This is a genomic window from Bradyrhizobium genomosp. III (genome assembly GCF_000261705.1).
In the GTDB taxonomy this organism is placed as follows: domain Bacteria; phylum Pseudomonadota; class Alphaproteobacteria; order Rhizobiales; family Xanthobacteraceae; genus Bradyrhizobium; species Bradyrhizobium ottawaense.
Map to the genome: position 1 here is coordinate 1 of NZ_AJQF01000161.1, position 19,556 is coordinate 19,556.

The 19,556-nt window shown below is 65.3% G+C and carries 24 protein-coding genes; 6 read left to right on the forward strand and 18 right to left on the reverse strand.

Going from position 1 to position 19,556, the window contains the following annotated elements:
* Window positions 1-232: 232 nt before the first annotated feature.
* Window positions 233-613 carry a hypothetical protein gene (locus IC66_RS0113695; protein ID WP_028142921.1) on the reverse strand — a complete coding sequence of 127 codons (381 nt, stop codon included), beginning with the start codon at window positions 611-613 and terminating at the stop codon, window positions 233-235.
* A 104-nt stretch (window positions 614-717) separates the two neighbouring features.
* Here IC66_RS0113695 and IC66_RS0113700 point away from each other — a divergent pair, with 104 nt between their 5' ends.
* Together IC66_RS0113700 and IC66_RS0113705 are read left to right on the forward strand one after the other, a co-directional pair.
* Window positions 718-1,554 (forward strand): DUF72 domain-containing protein, encoded by an 837-nt coding sequence (locus IC66_RS0113700; RefSeq protein WP_085967720.1) that lies wholly within the window; start codon window positions 718-720, stop codon window positions 1,552-1,554.
* An 8-nt stretch (window positions 1,555-1,562) separates the two neighbouring features.
* Window positions 1,563-2,024, forward strand: coding sequence for a DUF488 domain-containing protein (locus tag IC66_RS0113705; RefSeq protein WP_028142919.1), 462 nt, complete (start codon window positions 1,563-1,565; stop codon window positions 2,022-2,024).
* Between the two features lie 132 nt (window positions 2,025-2,156).
* On the opposite strand, the gene IC66_RS0113710 is transcribed toward IC66_RS0113705, so the two are convergent.
* The 6 genes from IC66_RS0113710 to IC66_RS0113735 form a co-directional block, all read right to left on the reverse strand.
* Window positions 2,157-3,071 (reverse strand): PhzF family phenazine biosynthesis protein, encoded by a 915-nt coding sequence (locus IC66_RS0113710; protein WP_038948007.1) that lies wholly within the window; start codon window positions 3,069-3,071, stop codon window positions 2,157-2,159.
* A 184-nt stretch (window positions 3,072-3,255) separates the two neighbouring features.
* Entirely contained in the window at window positions 3,256-4,563 is a 1,308-nt protein-coding gene (locus tag IC66_RS0113715) for an adenylate/guanylate cyclase domain-containing protein (RefSeq protein WP_028142917.1), read from the reverse strand.
* A gap of 29 nt (window positions 4,564-4,592) precedes the next feature.
* Window positions 4,593-5,756 (reverse strand): ABC transporter permease, encoded by a 1,164-nt coding sequence (locus IC66_RS0113720; RefSeq protein WP_038948008.1) that lies wholly within the window; start codon window positions 5,754-5,756, stop codon window positions 4,593-4,595.
* Window positions 5,753-6,685, reverse strand: coding sequence for an ABC transporter ATP-binding protein (locus IC66_RS0113725; protein WP_038948009.1), 933 nt, complete (start codon window positions 6,683-6,685; stop codon window positions 5,753-5,755). The genes IC66_RS0113720 and IC66_RS0113725 overlap by 4 nt, the downstream gene beginning before the upstream one ends.
* Entirely contained in the window at window positions 6,682-7,599 is a 918-nt protein-coding gene (locus tag IC66_RS0113730; RefSeq protein WP_244429110.1) for an HlyD family secretion protein, read from the reverse strand. Before IC66_RS0113730 ends, IC66_RS0113725 begins: the two co-directional genes overlap by 4 nt.
* Window positions 7,596-8,279 (reverse strand): TetR/AcrR family transcriptional regulator, encoded by a 684-nt coding sequence (locus IC66_RS0113735; protein WP_038948011.1) that lies wholly within the window; start codon window positions 8,277-8,279, stop codon window positions 7,596-7,598. The genes IC66_RS0113730 and IC66_RS0113735 overlap by 4 nt, the downstream gene beginning before the upstream one ends.
* A gap of 109 nt (window positions 8,280-8,388) precedes the next feature.
* Between IC66_RS0113735 and IC66_RS0113740 the strand changes: the two genes are divergently transcribed.
* Genes IC66_RS0113740 through IC66_RS0113750 form a run of 3 tightly spaced genes read left to right on the forward strand, consistent with a single transcriptional unit; the run spans window position 8,389 to window position 9,611 of the window.
* Complete coding sequence (locus tag IC66_RS0113740; protein WP_028142912.1) at window positions 8,389-8,724, forward strand: ArsR/SmtB family transcription factor; 336 nt, start codon at window positions 8,389-8,391, stop codon at window positions 8,722-8,724.
* A complete protein-coding gene (locus tag IC66_RS0113745; protein WP_038948012.1) occupies window positions 8,721-9,185 on the forward strand; it encodes an SRPBCC family protein in 465 nt (154 codons plus the stop codon). Before IC66_RS0113740 ends, IC66_RS0113745 begins: the two co-directional genes overlap by 4 nt.
* Before the next feature lie 12 nt (window positions 9,186-9,197).
* Complete coding sequence (locus IC66_RS0113750) at window positions 9,198-9,611, forward strand: GFA family protein (RefSeq protein ID WP_038948014.1); 414 nt, start codon at window positions 9,198-9,200, stop codon at window positions 9,609-9,611.
* A gap of 4 nt (window positions 9,612-9,615) precedes the next feature.
* On the opposite strand, the gene adhP is transcribed toward IC66_RS0113750, so the two are convergent.
* The 11 genes from adhP to IC66_RS0113805 form a co-directional block, all read right to left on the reverse strand.
* Window positions 9,616-10,641, reverse strand: coding sequence for an alcohol dehydrogenase AdhP (gene adhP, locus IC66_RS0113755; protein WP_038948015.1), 1,026 nt, complete (start codon window positions 10,639-10,641; stop codon window positions 9,616-9,618).
* 135 nt (window positions 10,642-10,776) lie between these two features.
* Window positions 10,777-11,187 carry a DUF2000 family protein gene (locus tag IC66_RS0113760; protein ID WP_038948016.1) on the reverse strand — a complete coding sequence of 137 codons (411 nt, stop codon included), beginning with the start codon at window positions 11,185-11,187 and terminating at the stop codon, window positions 10,777-10,779.
* Between the two features lie 115 nt (window positions 11,188-11,302).
* Window positions 11,303-11,692 carry a DUF4189 domain-containing protein gene (locus IC66_RS0113765; protein WP_028142907.1) on the reverse strand — a complete coding sequence of 130 codons (390 nt, stop codon included), beginning with the start codon at window positions 11,690-11,692 and terminating at the stop codon, window positions 11,303-11,305.
* 192 nt (window positions 11,693-11,884) lie between these two features.
* Complete coding sequence (locus IC66_RS0113770) at window positions 11,885-13,489, reverse strand: NTP transferase domain-containing protein (protein WP_038948017.1); 1,605 nt, start codon at window positions 13,487-13,489, stop codon at window positions 11,885-11,887.
* Window positions 13,486-14,187: an XdhC family protein gene (locus IC66_RS0113775; RefSeq protein ID WP_038948018.1), complete on the reverse strand. Its 702-nt coding sequence runs from the start codon at window positions 14,185-14,187 to the stop codon at window positions 13,486-13,488. The genes IC66_RS0113770 and IC66_RS0113775 overlap by 4 nt, the downstream gene beginning before the upstream one ends.
* A gap of 2 nt (window positions 14,188-14,189) precedes the next feature.
* Window positions 14,190-14,513 (reverse strand): XdhC family protein, encoded by a 324-nt coding sequence (locus IC66_RS0113780; protein WP_007602422.1) that lies wholly within the window; start codon window positions 14,511-14,513, stop codon window positions 14,190-14,192.
* Window positions 14,514-14,523: 10 nt separating this feature from the next.
* The gene (locus tag IC66_RS0113785; protein WP_028142904.1) at window positions 14,524-15,726 is read right to left on the reverse strand and encodes a vWA domain-containing protein; all 1,203 of its coding nucleotides are present in this window, start codon (window positions 15,724-15,726) and stop codon (window positions 14,524-14,526) included.
* Window positions 15,727-15,886: 160 nt separating this feature from the next.
* Window positions 15,887-16,825 (reverse strand): AAA family ATPase, encoded by a 939-nt coding sequence (locus IC66_RS0113790; RefSeq protein WP_028142903.1) that lies wholly within the window; start codon window positions 16,823-16,825, stop codon window positions 15,887-15,889.
* A gap of 62 nt (window positions 16,826-16,887) precedes the next feature.
* Window positions 16,888-17,694 (reverse strand): FAD binding domain-containing protein, encoded by an 807-nt coding sequence (locus IC66_RS0113795; protein WP_028142902.1) that lies wholly within the window; start codon window positions 17,692-17,694, stop codon window positions 16,888-16,890.
* A 27-nt stretch (window positions 17,695-17,721) separates the two neighbouring features.
* The gene (locus IC66_RS0113800) at window positions 17,722-18,207 is read right to left on the reverse strand and encodes a (2Fe-2S)-binding protein (RefSeq protein WP_028142901.1); all 486 of its coding nucleotides are present in this window, start codon (window positions 18,205-18,207) and stop codon (window positions 17,722-17,724) included.
* A gap of 134 nt (window positions 18,208-18,341) precedes the next feature.
* Window positions 18,342-18,788 carry an SRPBCC family protein gene (locus tag IC66_RS0113805; protein ID WP_028142900.1) on the reverse strand — a complete coding sequence of 149 codons (447 nt, stop codon included), beginning with the start codon at window positions 18,786-18,788 and terminating at the stop codon, window positions 18,342-18,344.
* Between the two features lie 173 nt (window positions 18,789-18,961).
* Between IC66_RS0113805 and IC66_RS0113810 the strand changes: the two genes are divergently transcribed.
* The coding region (locus IC66_RS0113810) for a lyase family protein (RefSeq protein WP_244429111.1) at window positions 18,962-19,556 on the forward strand (595 nt) is incomplete at its 3' end.

Sequence of the window (19,556 nt, forward strand, 5' to 3'; positions counted from 1 at the left end):
GGCGGCTTGCCGTACTGGCCAATCGGCCCGAACACGACGGCGACTGCAAGCACGATCGCGGCAGCGATCACGCCCAAAATGCCCCCTACCGACTCAGACGCCATGGAAACCCATCCCCGTTCCAGATACGCCCCGTGATATCACGGATGCGCGCGGAGCCGGAAGGGCTGCCGAAAGGCGAATGGCGGATGAGGCGGTCCAGGCTTCTCCCCTGCTCGCTATTGGCCATTGCCTACTTCGCCGGCGGCCTCTGCTTGACGAAGGCCGTCACGATGTCCTTCTGCGCGGCCTCCACTGCCCTGTTCGCGGTAGCGAGATGGGCGCCGGCATCGATGCTCGGGTACTGCGTGGTGAGATAGTCGAGCAGCGCCACTCGGTAATATTGCCGCTCCGACGAACAGGCGCCCGCGACCGAGCGGCCAAAATCCTGTTCCGTCATTCCCCGATTGCTGTCGCGCGAATATTCCCGCGCCAGGCAATGCCAGTAATCGTCGCGGCCCTGCATGGCGAGCTTCTGCGCGCCCTTCGCATCGTCGTCATCCGCCATGACTGGAGATATCATGGCAGCAGATGTCATCATGACGAGCGCCGCTCCCACCATCAGCATCCGCATCCTTTTTCTCCTTTTTCGCAGATCCTGCCGCGACCTTAGACGGGACGCAGCAACTGGCCAATCACAACTGGTTTGACTAGGATGACGGCATCCCCTCCACGTCGATGCGAGATCCTTCCGTGGCCAAAGCAAAAACTGCGTCCAAAAAGTCAGGCAACATCTTCATCGGCATCGGCGGCTGGACGTTCGAGCCGTGGCGCGGCGTGTTCTATCCGGAGAAGCTGACGCAGGCGAAGGAGCTGTCCTACGCGGCCTCGAAGCTGACCTCGATCGAGATCAACGGCACCTATTACGGCTCGCAGAAGCCGGAGAGCTTTCGCAAATGGGCGAGCGAGGTGCCCGACGGCTTCGTGTTCTCGGTGAAGGGACCGCGATTCGCCACCAACCGCCGGGTGCTGGCGGAAGCCGGCGATTCCATCAAGCGGTTCTATGATTCCGGCGTGCTGGAGCTCGGCGACCGTCTCGGGCCGGTGCTGTGGCAGTTCGCGCCGACCAAGAAATTCGACGGCGCCGATTTCGGCAAGTTCCTCGAGCTATTGCCGCGCAAGCTCGAGGGACGCGCGCTGCGCCACGTCGTCGAGGTCCGCCACGACAGCTTCTGCACACCGGACTTCGTGGCGCTGATCCGCGAGTTCGAGACGCCCGTGGTGTTCGCCGAGCACGGCAAATATCCCGCCATCGCCGACGTCGCCGGTGATTTCGTCTATGCCCGGCTGCAGAAGGGCAATGACGAGATCAAGACCTGCTACCCGCCCAAGCAGCTCGATGCCTGGGCCGAGCGCCTTCAGGCCTGGGCTTCGGGCGGTGAACCGGACGACCTGCCCAAAGTTGACAAGGCCAAGCCAAAGAAGGAGCCACGCGACGTGTTCGCCTACGTCATCCACGAGGGCAAGGTGCGCGCACCGGCCGGCGCCATGGAACTGATCGCAAGGGTGAGCTGAGGTGCGCCATGGCAAAGGCGAAAAAGCTGTTCACCATCGGCTATGAGCAGACGCCGCCCAAGGCGGTGCTGGATGAGCTGGTAGAGGCCGGCGTCAAGCTCGTGGTCGACGTGCGCGCGGTGACATCCTCGCGCCGGCCGGGCTTTTCCAAGAAGCAGCTTTCGGCAGGGCTCGACGAACGTGGTATCGCCTATGTCCACCTCGCCGCGCTCGGCACGCCGAAGGAAGGCCGGCTCGCCGCACGCAGCGGTCAGTACGATGTGCTGGAGAAGATCTTCTCAAAGCACCTCAAGGCGCCCGAGGCCAAAGAGGCGATGGACGAGCTCTCGGCGCTGGTGAAGAAGGCCGGCCCCGTCTGCCTGCTCTGCTACGAGAGGGATCACACGCATTGCCACCGCCAAATGATCGCGGAGATCATCGAGGAGCGCGATGGGGTTGCGGTGAAGAACTTGGCGGGACGGCAGGTGTAGCCGGAGCTCGGGCGGGGAACGAAACCACGACGGCGTGCCCCAGGTTGCACCTCGGCCGCGCATCCTTCGAGGCTCGCAAGGGCTCGCATCTCCAGCGACAACGGCTTCGCCATTGCGCGGGGATGATGGTTCCTATCCCTCCCCTGCCAGCTTGAACGTCCCCTCCATCATCCGCACACAGCTGCCGCCGACATGGGCGGAGACGATCTTGCCGTCCTGCTTGCGCACGCGCGTCAGCAGGATGCTCGGCCGGCCCATGTCAAAGCCCTGGCCGACCGTGAGCTTGAGCTCGCCATCGCGCACGGGATCGAGATCGGCGAACAGCGCGGCCGCGGCAACCGTGGCGCTGCCGGTGGCGGGATCCTCAGCGTAGCCGCCGGCGCCGCGCATGAACATCCGCGCCTGGATCTCGCTAGGCGCCTCCGCCGCGGGCACATCGCGCGTATAGAACCACACCGAGACTGCACCGTCGCGCGGCAAGAGCCTGCCGAAGGCCGCCACGTCGGACCTGGCCCGCTTCAGCGCATCGCGCGAACGTACTTCCGCCACCACGAAGGGCGTTCCGACGCCGACGACCTGCGGCGCATGGCGATCGGTCCTGATGTCATCGGCGCTCAGGGAGATGCAGGCCGCGACGTCTTCGGCAGAAAGCTGCGCAAGCCGTGACAGCGGCTGCGGCGCGGTGAGCTCGGTGCTGACCACCCGGCCCTGCTCGCGAAAAATATCGACCGGCACGAGCCCGGCCTTCTCCTCGAATAGCAGGCGCGGCTTCGGCTCCTTGGCGAGGCTCGCCAGCACGAAGGAGGTCCCGATATTGGGATGGCCCGCAAAGGGCATCTCCCGGACCGGGGTGAAGATACGCACCTCGGCATCGTTGGCCTTGTCACGCGGCGGCAGCACGAAGGTGGTCTCGGAATAGTTGAACTCGGTCGCGATCCTCTGCATCTGCGCCGTCGTGAGCCCGCCGGCGTCGAGCACCACGGCGAGCTGGTTGCCGCCGAAGGCGCGGTCGGTGAACACGTCGACGGTGATGTAGCGGCGCTGCATCGTCACTTCCTCATGCAAATTGCGGCCGCGACCGGCCGCATCGGGCGGCAGTCTATAGGCCGGCGACATCGCTCGTCATGCCCCAAAATTCGGAGCAATCGGAGCAATCGCGGAAGAGATTCTAGAAGCCTTCAACGAACCGCGGCTCGCTGCAACGAAACGCGACTCACATTTGAAGGCCCCCTCAGCCGAGCTGAAACACCGCCACCTTCCGCTCATAGCCGCGCACCTCGACCTCGCCGAGCGCAACGGCATCGTCACCATCGTTGCCCAGCGCCTCGCGCACGGTCGCGGAAATCAGCAGTTGCGAGCCGAACTCCTTGTTCAGCGCCTCCAGGCGCGATGCGAAGTTCACGGTGTCACCGATCACCGTGTACTCCTTGCGCCGGGGCGAGCCGATATTGCCGGCGACGACCTCGCCGAAATGAATGCCGATGCCGATGCGCAGCGGCCAGCTCGTCTGCGCGTTGATGCGGTCCATCGCACTCAGCATCTCGCGGCCTGCGGCTACCGCGCGATGCGCGGCGTCGGAGGCTTCCAGCGGCGCGCCGAACAGCGCGAGAAAGCCATCGCCGAGAAACTTGTTCACGATGCCGCCGTGGCGATCGAGGACGTCGACCAGCACCGCAAAGGCGCCATCGAGCCGGTCGACCACCTCCTGTGGGGTGCGCGACTGCGCGCCCGCCGTGAAGCCGCGGAAATCGACGAACATCACAGCGACGCGGCGGACGTCGCCGCCACCACTGGTTCCCGCCGCCATCAGCCGCTCCACCACCTGCGGAGAGACGTGCTGGCCGAACAGGTTCGTCACCCGGTCGCGTGCGGTCGCCGCCGCGATGCTCGCGGCGAACTGGCGGCGCAGCTGAGCGCCGACCGCGCCCGCCAGCGCGCCACAGATCAGGATGACGATGCTGCGCACAGCGTGGAAATAGATCAGGGGCTCGCCGGCCTCGTCGGCCGCGTTGTAGAGCAGCGCGACGGACAGAAGCCCGGCTGCGGCGACGAAGCCTGTGAACGCAGAGAGCCAGAAGTCGAGCCGCAAGGTCGAGAGGATGACGAAGATGAAGTACATCAGCGGCACGGCGAAACCGAGCGCCTGGCTCGCGCCCATGGTCCGGGTTTGCAGGATCAGGATCACCGTTGGCAGCGAAGTCTCGATCAGCGTGCCGATATAGCGCCGGATCACCGGCAGATCGCGATCGAGCCGGAGGTTCTTCCTGATCTGGGTGTGGACCCAAACCTCGAACAGGATGAAGCCGCCGAGCAGGCCGTAGACCTCGACAAGCCCTTCCGTTCCGCGCCACACCCGGTTCACCACACTGGGGTCGATCAAATAGATCGCGGTGAGCAGCACCATCATGACGCAGCCCGTCATGATCAGCGCCCGCACCCGGAGCAACTCGGTGCGAAGCACTTCGCGTGTCAGCTCGCGCTCGAAATCCTCCGATAGCACGGCGTGCTGCCGTGTCCTCCTGCTGGCAAATCTGACCATTCCGCCCCTCGATTCCGGGGTATTGTGCCTCAATCCAGCGTGCGGCGGAAGCGCGTCACGGCGATGGTCATGGCGAGCGCCATCAGGATCGCCAGTGCCAGGGCGTCGAAATGCAGATTCTGCATGGTCGCGCCCTTCAGCATGATGGCGCGGACGATGCGAAGGTAATGCGTCAGCGGCAGGCATTCGCCGAGATACTGCGCCCAGGTCGGCATGCCCGCGAAGGGAAACATGAATCCGGACAGCAGAATGCTCGGCAGGAAGAACATCATCGACATCTGCATGGCCTGGAGCTGGTTCTGCACCACGGTCGAGATGGTGTAGCCGATCGACAAATTGGTGGTGATGAACAGCGTCGAGAGCAGTGCCAGCAGGAACAGATTGCCGAGCACGGGGACGCCGAACAGGCCAACCCCGATGCCGATGATGAGAAACGCCTGCACGAAGCCGACGAGCACGTAAGGCACGATCTTGCCGAACATCACCTCGACCGGCTTGATCGGCATCGACAGCAGGCTCTCCATGGTGCCGCGCTCGACCTCGCGCGTGACCGACAGCGCGGTGAAGATCAGCATGGTCATGGTGAGGATGGTGCCGACCAGGCCCGGCACGATGTTGAGGCTGGAGGCCGCGGCCGGATTATAGCGGGCATGCGCGCGGATCTCGAACGGCATCTCCGGGGGATCGCCGATGTAGAGATCATGCTTGAGCGCGGTCTGCACGACCATGCCGAGCGAGCCGATCGCCGCGCTCGCCGCCACCGGGTCGGTGGCATCGGCCGCAACCAGCAGCGCCGGTCTGTCGCCGCGCCGCACCGCGCGCTCGAAGCCGCGCGGGATCTCGACACCGAACAGCACCTTGCCGGATTTCAGCAGATTGTCGAAATCCTCGACATCGTGCACCTCGTAAAGGAAGCGGAAATAGGCAGTGTTCTCCAGAGCTTTCAGGATCGAGCGGGCGAGATCGGAGTCCTCCTGGAGCAGCACCGCGCTCGGCAGATGATGCGGCGTGGTGTTGATGGCATAGCCGAACAGCATCAGCTGCATCACCGGCAGCATCACGATCATCGCGAACGAGACGCGGTCGCGCCTCAGCTGGATAAACTCCTTGATCAGCATCGCATAGGAGCGCCGCAGGAAGCCGAAGCGCTCGCGGATTTCGTGCTGTGGTGCGGGATGATCGACGGCACTCATTGGAAATTGTCCTTGGAGCGCCCCATCAGTTCGATGAACACGTCTTCCAGTGAGGGATGCGACCTCTGCCAGTGCAGGCCGCTTCGCTCGCGCCACGGCGCAATGCTGGCTTCGAGCGCGGCAACGTCCCGCCCCGAAACGTGCAGCGAGGTGCCGAACGGCGCCACCATATCCACGCCGGGCTTGCCGGTGAGCTCGGCCGCGAGCTCGTTCAGGTCTTCGCCCGTCACGGTGTAGGTCGTCAGCGCGGATTTCGCGATCACCTCCTCCACGGTGCCGTGCACCAGCAGATGGCCGTAGGCGATGTAGGCGATCTCGTGGCAGCGCTCGGCCTCGTCCATATAATGGGTCGAGACCAGCACGGTGAGGCCCTCGGCGGCAAGCGCGTGGATCTCGTTCCAGAAGTCACGCCGCGCCTTGGGATCGACGCCGGCGGTCGGCTCGTCCAGCAGCAACAGTTTCGGACTGGGCAGCGTGCAGGCACCCAGCGCCAGCCGCTGCTTCCAGCCGCCGGAAAGCTCGCCCGCAAGCTGCTCCTCGCGTCCCGAGAGCCCGAGCCGCTTGATCATGTCGCGCGCTGCCCCGCGCGCATCGGCCAAGCCATAGAGCCGCGCGACGAATTCGAGATTCTCGCGCACCGAAAGATCCTGATAAAGGCTGAAGCGCTGGGTCATATAGCCGACCTGGCGCTTGATCTTTTCGGCATCGCGGCGGATGTCGTAGCCGAGACAGGTGCCCTCGCCGCTATCCGGGGTGAGGAGACCGCAGAGGATACGGATGGTCGTGGTCTTGCCCGAGCCGTTGGGCCCGAGGAAGCCGTAGATCGAGCCGCGCTTCACCTGCATCGACAGATCGTGCACGACCTCGCGGCCGCCGAACGATTTGGTCAGGCCCTTGACGTCGATCGCGATGCCGCTCTCGCCATTCATCGCTTGTCCGCCACCGGTGTCTTCGGATTGAGATAGACGTCGATCGGCTGTCCGACCCGCAGCGCGTCGGGGCGCGACGGCCGCGCCTGGATCAAATAGACCAGCTTGTTGCGCTCATCGAGGCTGTAGATGACAGGCGGGGTGTACTCGGCCGAGGTCGCAATGAAGTAGATCTTTGCGGTGAGATCGGCCGCGCAATTGTCGCAGCCGATCCGCACCGTGTCGCCGATCGCAAGCTTCGGCAGCGCGGTCTCTGGCACGAAGAAGCGCAGCTTCATGTTGCCGGGCGGCATGATCGACAGCACCGGGCGCTGCGCCGCTACCATCTCGCCCTCGCGGAAATAGATCTGCTGGATGGTGCCGGCAACGGGCGCAAAGCCCTTGCGCCGCGCCATCCGCGTCTCCGACGTCGCCACCCGCGCTTCCGCGACGCGCAAGGCAGACACGGCCGAGTCGAGATTGGCCTGCGTGCCGGAGCCGGTCTTGCTCAGCGAGGCCGCGCGGTCATAGGTCTGTTGTGCGTTGGCGAGCGTCGCCTTTTGCTGATTGAGATCGGCAAGCTGAAGGTCGTCGTCGACGGAATAAAGGGCATCGCCGACCTTGACCTCGTCGCCCTCGCGGACATTGAGCTTCGTCACCCGCCCCGCTTCGTCCGGGCTGACGAAGATCATGTCGGCCTCGACCCAGCCCTGGAAGCCGGGATCACGCTTCTCGTTGCACCCGGCGAGACCGGTGGCGAGTGCCAGAACCGCGATCGCACAGAGGCGCGGCAGATTCGGCTGTCGATCCCTCACCCTGAGGAGCCGCGAAGCGGCGTCTCGAAGGGCGGGAAGCCACAGCCGGGCCTGCATCCTTCGAGACGCGCGTTCCGCGCTCCTCAGGATGAGGTGAGAGATGGTTCGTGACGACGTCATGTCGTCCTCCGTTCGCCAAAAATCAAATCGAGATGAACGCGCAGCATGTCCTGCGCGTCGAGCGGCGCGTGCCGCGCAAACAGGCTTTGCCAGATCACCGCAATCATCGCGGGCGCGACCAGGATCTGCGGATAGCGCGCGAGGTCCTTCTCCCGGATCTCGCCGCGGGCGATGCCGAGCTCGATCAGCGTGCGCATCGCGGCGATCCCGCGCGAGACGACCTCGCGGTAGTAAAAGTCGGCGACGGACGGAAAGCGCGGGCCCTCCGCCACAATCAGGCGTACCAGATCACCCCGCCTGGTGCCGATGACCTCTTTCAGGAAATTGCTGGCAAAGGCCTCGACGAGGTCGCGCACCGAGCCCGTCGGCGGCGGCAGCGCGGTCAGCCGCGCCACGACCGGCACGATCACGACGCGCACCAGCTCCTCGAACATCGATTCCTTGTCCTTGAAGTGCAGGTAGATCGTGCCCTTGGCGACGCCGGCGCGTTTGGCAATGTCGTCGAGGCGCGTTGCGGCAAAACCGCGGGCGATGAACTCCTCCATCGCGGCGTCCACGATCGCCGCGCGCCGCTCCTGCGCGCGCGCAGCACGGTTCGATGCAGGCACCTCTCGGCGGGCTGACGCAGGCTCCGCGCCCTGTGCCGACTTGTTGGCGAGCTTGGTCGACTTCTTCATTATTAGATGAACATGACTGACTAGTCAGTCATAGTCAAGTTGAGGCTGTTATCTGGGTAGACTCAGAAGAATTAGTATTGACTAATGAATTAGCATCGACTAATTGAACGACATGATCGAAACCGCTCCAAACCCCGTCACCACTGTGATGCGCGCCCTCGCCGACCCGACGCGCCGGGCGGTGTTCGAGCGCGTGTTCGAGAGCAAGGAGATCACCGTCGCCGAGCTGACGCGCGGCAGCGGCGTAACTCAGGGCGCCATCTCGCAGCACCTGAAGTCGTTGAAACAGGCGGGCCTCGTCGCCGAGCGCGCAGAGGGCCGCAACGTCTATTACCGCGCCGCGCCGCAGGGGCTCGAACCGCTGGTAACCTGGATGGACCATTACGGCGTGTTCTGGCGCGAGCGCTTCCAGAATCTGCGTGACCTATTGAAGGAGATCGATCCGTGAGTGCTGTTGCTTCCAAGATCCAGACCCAGGACATCGTCATCGACGAGGTCTTCCCTCACGCCGTCGCGACGATCTGGAAGGCGCTGACCAGCGCACAGCTGATTGCACGCTGGCTGATGCCGCCGACCGGTTTCGAGGCCGTCGAAGGCAACACTTTCACGTTCAAGACCAACCCGGCCGGCGCGTGGGATGGCACGATCCATTGCCGCGTTCTGGAAGTCGTGCCGGACCAACGCTTCGCCTATGCCTGGAAGGGTGGCGACGAGGGTAACACCGGTTACGGCTCGGCGCTTGACACCGTCGTCACCTGGTCCCTCACGCCGGTCGAAGCAGGGACGCGCGTGCGCGTGGTGCACTCCGGCTTCGTGACGCCGACGAACGACACCGCTTATCGCAACATGAGCGACGGCTGGGTCAAGGTGCTGCAGCGGCTGGATGCCATCTCCGGCGAAGACAAGTAGGGAAGCACTTAAATGGACAAGCCCTATACCGGCGGCTGCGCCTGCGGCGCGATCCGCTATTCGATTGCCGGCGAACCCCTGTTCAGCAATCACTGCCAGTGCCGGGACTGCCAGCGCGAAAGCGGCAGTGCGCATGGCTCATACGCGACGTTCGCACGAGCCGGCGTCACGCTAACCGGCGAGGCGAAGCATTGGGATATGGTCGCCGACAGCGGCAACGTGAAGACGCGCGGCTTCTGCACGCAGTGCGGCGTGCCTGTGTACATGACCTTCGCGGCGCAGCCCGACGTCTTCACAATCCGCGCCGCGAGCCTCGACGAGCCTGCCCGCTACAAGCCGCAGGCAGTCACTTTCGCCGCGCGCGGCCATGACTGGGATCGCCTCGATCCCAGCCTGGTAACGTTCGAAGGCATGCCGCCTGGATGAGGCGCTAGCCGAAATCAAGCACCATGCGACCGTCGATCTTGCCGGCCTTCATCCGCTCGAAGACATCGTTGATCTGCGCTAGCGGCACCTTCGTCACTTCGGCCTTCACCTTGCCATCGGTGGCGAATGCGACGGCTTCGTCGAGGTCGCGCCTCGTGCCGACGATGGAGCCGCGCACCGTGATGCGCTTGAGGACGACGTCGAAGATCGGCGTCGGGAATTCGCCCGGCGGCAGGCCGACGAGGCTGACGGTGCCCTTCCGGCGCACCATCTTGAGCGCCTGGGCGAACGCGGCGGTCGAGACCGCCGTCACCAGCACGCCGTGGGCCCCGCCGCCGGTTGCCGCAAGAACCTGGTCCACCGCACCAGCGGTGAGGGCATTGACCGCGAGATCGGCGCCGGTTTCGCGCGCCAGCTCCAGCTTGTCCTCGGCGATATCGACGGCAGCGACCTTGAGCCCCATCGCCTTGGCGTACTGAATCGCGACATGGCCGAGCCCGCCGACACCTGAGATCACCACCCACTCGCCGGGCCTGGCCTCCGTCTCCTTCAATCCCTTGTAGGTGGTGACGCCGGCGCACAGGATCGGCGCGATGGCGGCGAAATCGACCGTCGCCGGCAGCTTTGCGGCGAAGGCGGCCGAGGCGATCACATATTCTGCGAAGCCGCCGTTCACGCTGTAGCCGGTATTGTGCTGGTGCTCGCACAGGGTCTCCCAGCCGGTCTCGCAATATTCGCAAGACATGCAGGCGTCGTGCAGCCAGGCGACGCCGACGGCATCTCCGACTTTCAGATTCTTCACGCCGGGCCCGAGCGCGGCGACGGTGCCGGCCGCCTCGTGGCCGGGAATGAAGGGCGGTACCGGTTTCACCGGCCAGTCGCCGGAGGCTGCATGCAGATCGGTGTGACAGACGCCGCAGGCCTTCACCTTGACCAGAATCTCGCCGGGGCCGGGCTGCGGAACCGGCACGTCCTCGATCACCAGCGGCTTGCCGAATTGCTTGACGATTGCGGCTTTCATGGTCGGCATCTGTCTGCTCCTCTGCATTTTGGAGCAGAATAACGACCCCGCGCCGCGCTCCTTTGATGGGCGTCAAACAGCACAAAGTTTGCGCAAGGCGGCCCCATCATGACACCACGATGACGCCGCGCCGATGCCGGCGTGTCAGCTATGGAACTTCAGGCCGTCGACGATCTTGTCGATCACCTTGCGCTCGGCGCGCATGGCGATGCCGACGAGATTGAGATCGTTGCGCGCCACGGCCCTCACCGCCTCGCGATTGGCGGCATCGTGCGTGGTGCTGAACATGTCCTCGGTATAGACCGCCGGCTTGACGTTGCGCACGAGCGCACGATCCAGCGCGCGCGATAGTGCCGGCCCGTCGGCGCCGTAGATCAGGATCGGCTGGCCGATCAACGCATGATAGTTCGTGCCCGAGGCGTCTTCATAGGCATCGCCAATGCATTCGGGAAAAGCCGCGGCAATGCCGCTGGTGAGGAAGGACGCGACGTTGAGCTTCTGCCAAGCCTGAAGATCGGTGCGGATCACGACCGCGATCTTGGTGTCGAACTGCATCTATTCCTTCCACTGTCATTCGGGGGCGGTCCAAAGGATCTCGAGATTCTCAGGTGCGCAATTGCGCACCATAGCTCGATGCTACGCATCGCCCCGGAATGACAGCAAGAGGAAATCAACCCTTGGCGTCGCAGGCCCAGGCGCGGATCACGCATTCCTTGCCGCCGTATTTGTAGCATTCGCGCGTGGCGGCGTTGAGCGAGGCGGAGATCTTCGGCTTGACGGCATAGCCATAAGCGCCGCAGGGGTTGGCGAGATCGACCGACATCGCAGCGCAGGCGCGCTTCATCGTCACGGTCGTGCAATCGCCCTTGCACTGCTTCTGCGCCGCGGCACGCGCCTCGTGCTCGTGGCCGTAATCAAAGGCCTGGCCATAAGCGCCGCATTTGCCGACTGCAATCGCGCCGGCGGCATGGGCTTCGGTGATGTAGCGGGCGCCCGTGACGGCAACTGACAAGACAAAGCAAAACATCGCGCAACGGCGCGCGACGACGTTCGAAGCCATGGAAAATCCCCTCCCCCAAGGCAGGTGGAGGCGACTCTAAGCGGCGGTCGTTTCCAGATGGTGAACGGGTGGTTGAAATCGTGCGCGCACGGGTGGATTAGCGAAGCGCAATCCACCTCTTTTGTCTCCGCGCAGACACACAGGTGGTGGATTACGCCTTCGGCTAATCCACCCTACGCAGCTACGGCACCGTCATCCGCCTCGCGCAGCTTCCAGCGCCTGCGGCGTGTCGATATCGAGGAAGGCGCTTTCGCCGTCGACGGGCACCTCGGCTACGGCCTCGGTGTGCTTGGCGATCAGATGGCGCGCGCCGACGTCGCCGTCGAGCGTCATCAGCTCCTTGAAGAAGCGGCGCGACCACAGCACGGGATTGCCGCGGCGGCCCTCGCTCACGGGCACGACGATGAGATTGCCGCGATCCGGTGCGAAGCCGTCGATGAGACGATCGATCAGGCCGGCATCGATCAGCGGCATGTCGCCCAGGCACACCACGGCGCCGTCGCAAGCTTCTGGGACGGCAGCGATGCCGGCCTTGACCGAGCTGGCGATCCCGCCGGCAAAATCCGGATTCCTGACGAACTTCACTCTCAGGCCCTGCAGCGCCTGCTCGACCAGCTCGGTCTGGTGGCCGGTGACCACGATCACCTCGGATGCCCTGGAGGCCAGCGCCTGCTCGGTCGCGATTCGCACCAGCTTCTTGCCGTCGAGTTCGGCGAGCAGCTTGTTTGGCCCGCCCATCCGGGTCGAACGGCCCGCCGCGAGCACGATGGCGGCGACCTGGCTATTGCCCTCGGTCTCGGGCTGTGCGCGCGGCTGCGGCCGCGTCACGATCTCCATCAGGAGGCCGCCGACGCCCATACCCATCAGCTCCGAGCGCGTCACCTTGATGCCGGCGAGGAGCCGCATCAAGACCCAGTCGAAACCGTTCTCGACCGGCGAGCGCGCACAGCCCGGTGCGCCCAGCACCGGAACGTCGCCGGCCCGCGCGATCAGCAAGAGATTGCCGGGGTCGACCGGCATGCCGAAATGCTCGATCTCGCCGCCGATCCCCGTGACGGCCGCCGGAATCACGTCGCGGCGGTCGGCGATCGCGGACGCGCCGAACACGATGACGAGCTCCGCACCGAGGCCGAGCAATTCCTTGATCGCCGCCGACAGCGCGGCTTCGTCGTGCTGGACCCGCCGCTCGGCGATGATGCTGGCACCGGCCGGTGCGAGCCGCTCGGCCGTGACGCGCAGCGTCTTGTCGATCACCTTGGATGACAGGCCCGGCAGCAGCGTCGAGACCACGCCGACGCGCTGGATCACGTAAGGCGCGACCTTCAGCACGTCCTTGCCTGCGGCCTTCACCGCGGCATCGCGCAAACTGCCTTCGACGCCGAACGGGATGATCTTGACGGTGCCGACCATCTCGCCCTCGACCACCGGCTTGTAGGCGGTGAGCGTCGCAAAGGTGATGGCTTCGTCGATGTTGTTGATGCGGTCGACCGCGGCGCGGTCGATCACCAGCACACCCGGACGTGCGGCGAACAGATTGGCACGGCCGGTGAAGGCACGCTCGACATGAATGCCCTCGCCGCCGACGGCCAGCGCGATGCCGGCGGCCGCAACGTCCTCGGAGACGTCGCCCGCCTCCATGCGCACCACGACGATGTCCTTGATGCCGGCGCGCGTGAGCTGCTCGACCTCGGCAGGCCCGATCGTCGTGCCCTTCTTCAGCACCAGCGGTCCCTGGCGCAGGGTGTGGACGGTCACCCCGCCGATTGCATCCTTGGGGCTCGCCGAGCCGAACTTCATGCCGCTTCTTCTTTTTCTTTGGGTGGCAGGCGGAGCACCGCGGTGATCTCCGCCATGATCGACACCGCGATCTCGGACGGGGAGACCGCGCCGATCGCAAGGCCAATGGGCGCGTGAATGCGCGCGATGTCGCTTTCCTTGGCGCCCTGCGCCCGCAGCCGGTCGCCGCGCTTGGCGTGCGTCTTCCGCGAGCCGAGCGCGCCGATATAGAAGCAGCCGCGCTCGAAGGCGTGCAGTAGCGCGGGGTCGTCGATCTTGGGGTCGTGCGTCACCGCGACGAAGGCGGTGTAGGCATCGACATTGAGCGGCGGCAGCGCGGTGTCCGGCCATTCGGCCACCAGCGGAACGTCGGGAAAGCGTTCGGGGCTGGCGAACGCCGTGCGCGGATCCACGACGGTCACGTCGTAGCCGAGCGAGCGCGCCAGCGGCGCCAAGGCCTGGCTGATATGGACCGCGCCGACGATGACGAGTTTTGCGGTCGGCGCGTAGACGTTGAGGAAAAGCTTCTTGCCGCCGGCCTCGACACTGGCGCTCTTGCCCATGCGGAGTTGCTTGTCGAGTTCGGCGCGCAAGGGATCTTTTGCAAAATCCTTCGCCTTCACCAGGCGCTGCTCGCCGCTCTCGGTGTCGGTCACCAGGATCACCGGCCGGCGCGCGGCGCGCTCGGCGTTGAGTTCGTGCAGGATCTCGAGCTTCACGGCTAACCGACCTTTTCGACGAAGACGCGGATGGTGCCGCCGCAGGACAGCCCGACATTCCAGGCGGTCTCGTCGGCGACGCCGAACTCCAGCATCCTCGGCTTGCCGCTCTGGATCACGTCCATGGCCTCGGTGACGACGGCGCCCTCGACGCAGCCGCCGGAAACCGACCCCAGGAACGTACCCTCGTCGTTGATGACGAGGCTGGAGCCTGCCGGGCGCGGCGCCGAGCCCCACGTCTCCACCACGGTGGCGAGCGCGACGCCACGGCCGGCCTTCTGCCAGTCCTCCGCCGCCTTCAGAATATCCTCGTCGCGATCGAGCATGGGGTGCCTCTCAAGCTGCGGAGCGGATCAGGCTGCGGTGATGCGGCGGCAGCGGCCGGGAGAGCGTCGTGATCAGCTCCTGGATCGAACTCAAATTATGTACCGGGCGGAATTCGTCAACGTGCGGAAGCATCATTTTGATGCCCTGGGCCTTGGCCTCGAAGCCGCCGAACCGGAGCAGCGGGTTGAGCCAGATCAGCCGCCGGCACGAGCGGTGCAGCCGGTCCATCTCGAAGGCGAGCCTGGAATCCGCCTCCCGCTCCAGCCCGTCGGAGATCAGGAGCACGATGGCGCCCTGGCTCAGCACGCGCCGCGCCCACAATTTGTTGAAGTTGTGCAGCGAGGCCGAGATCCGCGTGCCGCCGGCCCAGTCCTCGACCGAGGCAGAACAGCTCGCCAGCGCCTCGTCGGGATCGCGCTGGCGCAGCGCGCGGGTGACGTTGGTCAGCCGGGTGCCGAACAGGAACACCGAGACGCGCTTGCGCGCATCGCCGATGGCATGGAGGAAATGCAGGAACAGGCGGGTGTACTCGCTCATCGAGCCCGAGATATCGAGCAGCGCCACGATCGGCGCCGGCTTCTCGATCCGCCCGAGACGATGGATGTCGATGATGTCGCCGCCGGTGCGCAAGGAGGCGCGCAGCGTGCGGCGCAGGTCGAGGCGAAGCCCGCGCGCATCAGGCCGGTGCCGGCGCGTCAGAAGCTCGGCCTGCGGCAGATGCATTCGCTCGACCGCACGCAGCGCCTCGCTGATCTCGGCGGCGCTCATCTGCGCAAAATCCTTCTTCTGAAGGATCTCCCTGTCGGACACCGACAGGCGCAGATCCTGCTCCTGGTGCTGCGGCGTCTCGGTCATGCGCGGCTGCGACATCGCCTCCTGCACGCGGCGGGAGCCCGCCTGCGGCTTCTTCTTGGCCTGGTCAGGCAGCGGCACCGAATCCAGCATGTGCTTCCATTCTTCCGAGGCGCGGAAGAACAGGTTGAAGGCCTGCTTGAAGATCAGCGCGTGCTCATGACGCTTGACGAAGATCGCCTCCAGCGTGGTGAAGACATCGGCGCGGTTGCCGATGTCGATCACCTGGAGCGCGCTCATGGCGTCGATGACAGCGCCCGGCCCGACCGGCATGCCCGCAGAGCGCAGCGCGCGGGCGAAGCCGACGATGTTGTCGGCGAATTGCTCGGTCTGCGCGGGCGCCAGGTGGTTGATGGCCATGGTCTCGTATCCATCCCCTCGTCATTCCGGGACGCGCCACTTGTCGCGAGCCCGGAATCCATACTCCCGATCGTGGTTATGGATTCTCAGGTGCGCAACTGCGCACCATAGCTCGCGACTTCGTCGCGCCCGGAATGACGAGCTCGATTGTGGCGCGAAATCAATTCTCGCTGGTCGCGTCCTTCAGCACCTTTTGCAGGGTGTCGCCCTGCATGCGGGTGATGTCGTCCTGGTATTTGAGCAGCGCGCCCAGCGTGTCGCCGACCACTTGCGGGGTCAGCGAGCGGGCATCTAACTCCGACAGCGCGGTGGCCCAGTCGATGGTCTCGGCGACGCCCGGCGACTTGTAGAAGTCCTGGTTGCGCAAAGCCTGCACGAAGCGCACGACCTGCTGCGACAGCTTGGCGGAGATGCCGGGCACGCGCGTCTTGACGATCGCGAGCTCGCGCTCGGCGGCGGGATAATCGACCCAGTGATAGAGACAGCGCCGCTTCAGCGCGTCGTGGATCTCGCGGGTGCGGTTGGAGGTGATGATGACGATCGGCGGGCTCGGCGCCTTGACGGTGCCGAACTCCGGGATCGTCACCTGGAAGTCGCTGAGGATTTCGAGCAAGTATGCCTCGAACGCCTCGTCGGCGCGATCGAGCTCGTCGATCAGCAGCACCGGTGGTCCCGCGACGTCGGGCTCCAGCGCCTGGAGCAGCGGCCGCTTGATCATGTAGCGGTCGGCGAAGATGTCGCTCGAGAGCTGGTCGCGATCGGTGTCGCCGGCGGCTTCCGCCATCCGGATCGCGATCATCTGCGCGGCGCTGTTCCACTCGTAGACCGCGGAGGAGACGTCGAGGCCTTCGTAGCACTGCAGGCGGATCAGCTTCCGCCCGAGCGCAGCGGACAGGACCTTGGCGATCTCGGTCTTGCCGACGCCGGCCTCGCCTTCCAGGAACAGCGGCCGGCCCATGCGCAGCGAGAGATACGTCACCGTCGCCAGCGACCGCTCCGCGAGGTAGCCGCGCGACGTCAGGAGTTCGAGCATCGCATCGACCGATGCCGGCAACCCAACTGAAGTATTGGCCCCGGAAGTATTGGCCGCTGAAGTCATGAAAAAGCCAGTCTCGCTACGCCCTCACCGGGGACAAGTTTGGGCCGAGGCGTGAGGTCACCTCACTCCTTGGCGTTGGCGGCGTCGACGGCGCGCCGGGTCAGCACGCCGATGAGATGCGCGCGGTATTCGGCGCTGCCGTGGATATCGCTGTTGAGGCCCTCGGCCGGCACCTCGATGCCGTCAAGCGCCTTCGCGGCGAAGCGCTTCTTCAGGGCTTCCTCGAACGCAGTGACGCGGAACACGCCTTCGGAGCCGGCGCCGGTGACGGCAACCCGCACGTCGGACGGACGCCGCGCCACGAACACGCCAACCAGCGCATAGCGCGAGGCCTGGTTGCGGAACTTGACGTAGGCCGCCTTCTTCGGCAGCGGGAACATCACCTTCGTGATGATCTCGTCGGCTTCCAGCGCGGTCGAGAACAGGCCCTGGAAATACTCTTCGGCCTTGAGGCGCCGCTTGTTGGTGACGATGGTCGCGCCCAGCGCGAGCACGGCGGCCGGATAGTCCGCGGTCGGGTCGTTGTTGGCGAGCGAGCCGCCGATCGTGCCCTTGTGACGTACGGCGGGATCACCGATTCCGCCGGCAAGATTCGCGAGCGCCGGGATCGCCTCTCCGACGATGGCGGAGGTCGCGACCTCGGCGTGCTTGGCGGTGGCGCCGATTACCAGCGAACGGCCCTTCATCTCGATCGTATTGAGCCCCTCGATATGGGAGAGGTCGACCAGATGCGGGGGGCTGGCGAGGCGCTGCTTCATGACGGGAATCAGCGTGTGGCCGCCAGCGATCACCTTGGCGTCTTCGTTCTTCACCAGGAGGTTGGCGGCCTGCCGCACGGTCCCGGGGCGATGATATTTGAATTCGTACATCTGAATGTCCTGATCGCGGGATGCGCGTTACGCGAGGTCGGATTTCGCCATCGCCTTGGCGCCGGCGGAGATCGAGGCGACGATGTTCTGGTAGCCGGTGCAGCGGCAGAGATTGCCTTCCAGTTCTTCCCGGATCGTATGGTCGTCGAGCTCGTTGCCCTTGCGGTGCACGATGTCGATCGCGGTCATGATCATGCCCGGCGTGCAGAAGCCGCATTGCAGGCCATGGTGCTCGCGGAAGGCCTCCTGCATCGGATGCAGCGGCGCGCCGTCTGCGGCCAGCCCCTCGATCGTCCTGACCTCGTGGCCGTCGGCCATCACCGCAAGCGTGGTGCAGGATTTCACGGCCTTGCCGTCGACATGCACGACGCAGGCGCCGCACTGCGAGGTGTCGCAGCCGACATGGGTGCCGGTCAGGCGCAGATTCTCGCGCAAAAACTGCACCAGGAGGGTGCGGGGATCGACGTTGGCGGTGACTGGATTGCCGTTCACGATGAGGGAGATTTTTGCCATAAGCACTCTCTATCAGCGCCCCGACGGGTCCCGTCGAAGCGGTTCTTATAATTATTCCAACCCATCATATGGGCCATTATGCCCCGGGGCAACATCGCCCGGGACGCAAGGTGCCATGCCGAAGGCGATGACCTTCAGCCCTGTACCGCCTTGGCGAAGTTCGCGAAAAATTCGTCGGCGAGTTTCTTGGCGGCGCCGTTGATAAGGCGCTGGCCGAGCTGCGCCAACTTGCCGCCGATCTGCGCCTCGACATCGTAGGACAGCAGCGTGCCGCCGTCCTTCTCCGCCAGCTTGACCACCGCGCCACCCTTGGCGAAGCCGGCGACCCCGCCCTCGCCCTCGCCCGAGATCTTGTAGCCGTTCGGCGGGTCGAGATCGGAGAGCGTGACCTTGCCCTTGAAGCGTGCCGACACCGGGCCGACCTTCATTTTCGCCGTTGCGCGAAAGCCGCCGTCCTCGGTCCTCTCGAGCTCCTCGCAGCCGGGGATGCAGGCCTTCAGCACCTCGGGATCATTGAGCTTGGCCCACACGGCCTCGCGCGGCGCCGCAAGCTGGACTTCGCCGTTCATCGTCATGGCCATGAGGGTGCCTCCCGGATCGCGTAACTTATAGTGCTGATCAAGTAACGCAGGCACGCGGCAAAGGAAAGGGCGACACCCGGTCAAGTGCAATGCAAATTCGCAACTGCAAAAAGACGTGTGCGGGCGGTTGGGGATTGGCACAGCCGGGCCATGATGATTAGGTCGCGCGCAATATGAGCACATCCCTCTCCCCCCTGCTCGCACCGATGCTGTCGAGCGCCGCCATGCGCGCGGTTTGCGATGACCGGTCGACCCTGCAGAACATGCTCGATTTCGAGGCAGCCCTGGCACGCGCGGAGGCCGCCACGGATGTGATTCCGGCCTCTGCGGTGGGCTCGATCGAGGCCGCATGCAAGGCCGATTTCTTTGACATGGCGGCGCTGGCAGAGGCCGCGACGCGATCGGGCAATCTGGCGATTCCCCTGGTCAAGATGCTGACCGCCAATGTCGGCAGGGCCGACACCGAGGCCGCGCGCTACGTGCATTGGGGCGCCACCAGCCAGGATGTCATCGACACCGCGACCATGCTCACGCTTCGCGCCGGCCTCGATGCGCTGGACGCCGACCTCAGCCGCGCCATCAAGGGGTTCGCCGCGCTGGCGCGCAGCCATCGCAACACCGCGATGGTGGCGCGGACCTGGCTGCAGCACGCGCTGCCGATGCCGTTCGGCCTGAAAGCCGCCGAATATGCCGCAGGCCTCGCTCGCGCCCGCTGCCGCCTGCGGCGGCTCTCCCGCGAGGGCCTCGCGCTGCAATTCGGCGGCGCCG

Bases quoted from the DNA above. Each gene is read 5' to 3' on its own strand.
- IC66_RS0113695 (WP_028142921.1), bottom strand. From the start codon at position 613: ATGCGGATGCTGATGGTGGGAGCGGCGCTCGTCATGATGACATCTGCT.
- IC66_RS0113700 (WP_085967720.1), top strand. From the start codon at position 718: ATGCGAGATCCTTCCGTGGCCAAAGCAAAAACTGCGTCCAAAAAGTCA.
- IC66_RS0113705 (WP_028142919.1), top strand. From the start codon at position 1,563: ATGGCAAAGGCGAAAAAGCTGTTCACCATCGGCTATGAGCAGACGCCG.
- IC66_RS0113710 (WP_038948007.1), bottom strand. From the start codon at position 3,071: ATGCAGCGCCGCTACATCACCGTCGACGTGTTCACCGACCGCGCCTTC.
- IC66_RS0113715 (WP_028142917.1), bottom strand. From the start codon at position 4,563: ATGGTCAGATTTGCCAGCAGGAGGACACGGCAGCACGCCGTGCTATCG.
- IC66_RS0113720 (WP_038948008.1), bottom strand. From the start codon at position 5,756: ATGAGTGCCGTCGATCATCCCGCACCACAGCACGAAATCCGCGAGCGC.
- IC66_RS0113725 (WP_038948009.1), bottom strand. From the start codon at position 6,685: ATGAATGGCGAGAGCGGCATCGCGATCGACGTCAAGGGCCTGACCAAA.
- IC66_RS0113730 (WP_244429110.1), bottom strand. From the start codon at position 7,599: ATGACGTCGTCACGAACCATCTCTCACCTCATCCTGAGGAGCGCGGAA.
- IC66_RS0113740 (WP_028142912.1), top strand. From the start codon at position 8,389: ATGATCGAAACCGCTCCAAACCCCGTCACCACTGTGATGCGCGCCCTC.
- IC66_RS0113750 (WP_038948014.1), top strand. From the start codon at position 9,198: ATGGACAAGCCCTATACCGGCGGCTGCGCCTGCGGCGCGATCCGCTAT.
- adhP (WP_038948015.1), bottom strand. From the start codon at position 10,641: ATGCCGACCATGAAAGCCGCAATCGTCAAGCAATTCGGCAAGCCGCTG.
- IC66_RS0113760 (WP_038948016.1), bottom strand. From the start codon at position 11,187: ATGCAGTTCGACACCAAGATCGCGGTCGTGATCCGCACCGATCTTCAG.
- IC66_RS0113765 (WP_028142907.1), bottom strand. From the start codon at position 11,692: ATGGCTTCGAACGTCGTCGCGCGCCGTTGCGCGATGTTTTGCTTTGTC.
- IC66_RS0113770 (WP_038948017.1), bottom strand. From the start codon at position 13,489: ATGAAGTTCGGCTCGGCGAGCCCCAAGGATGCAATCGGCGGGGTGACC.
- IC66_RS0113780 (WP_007602422.1), bottom strand. From the start codon at position 14,513: ATGCTCGATCGCGACGAGGATATTCTGAAGGCGGCGGAGGACTGGCAG.
- IC66_RS0113785 (WP_028142904.1), bottom strand. From the start codon at position 15,726: ATGGCCATCAACCACCTGGCGCCCGCGCAGACCGAGCAATTCGCCGAC.
- IC66_RS0113790 (WP_028142903.1), bottom strand. From the start codon at position 16,825: ATGACTTCAGCGGCCAATACTTCCGGGGCCAATACTTCAGTTGGGTTG.
- IC66_RS0113795 (WP_028142902.1), bottom strand. From the start codon at position 17,694: ATGTACGAATTCAAATATCATCGCCCCGGGACCGTGCGGCAGGCCGCC.
- IC66_RS0113800 (WP_028142901.1), bottom strand. From the start codon at position 18,207: ATGGCAAAAATCTCCCTCATCGTGAACGGCAATCCAGTCACCGCCAAC.
- IC66_RS0113805 (WP_028142900.1), bottom strand. From the start codon at position 18,788: ATGGCCATGACGATGAACGGCGAAGTCCAGCTTGCGGCGCCGCGCGAG.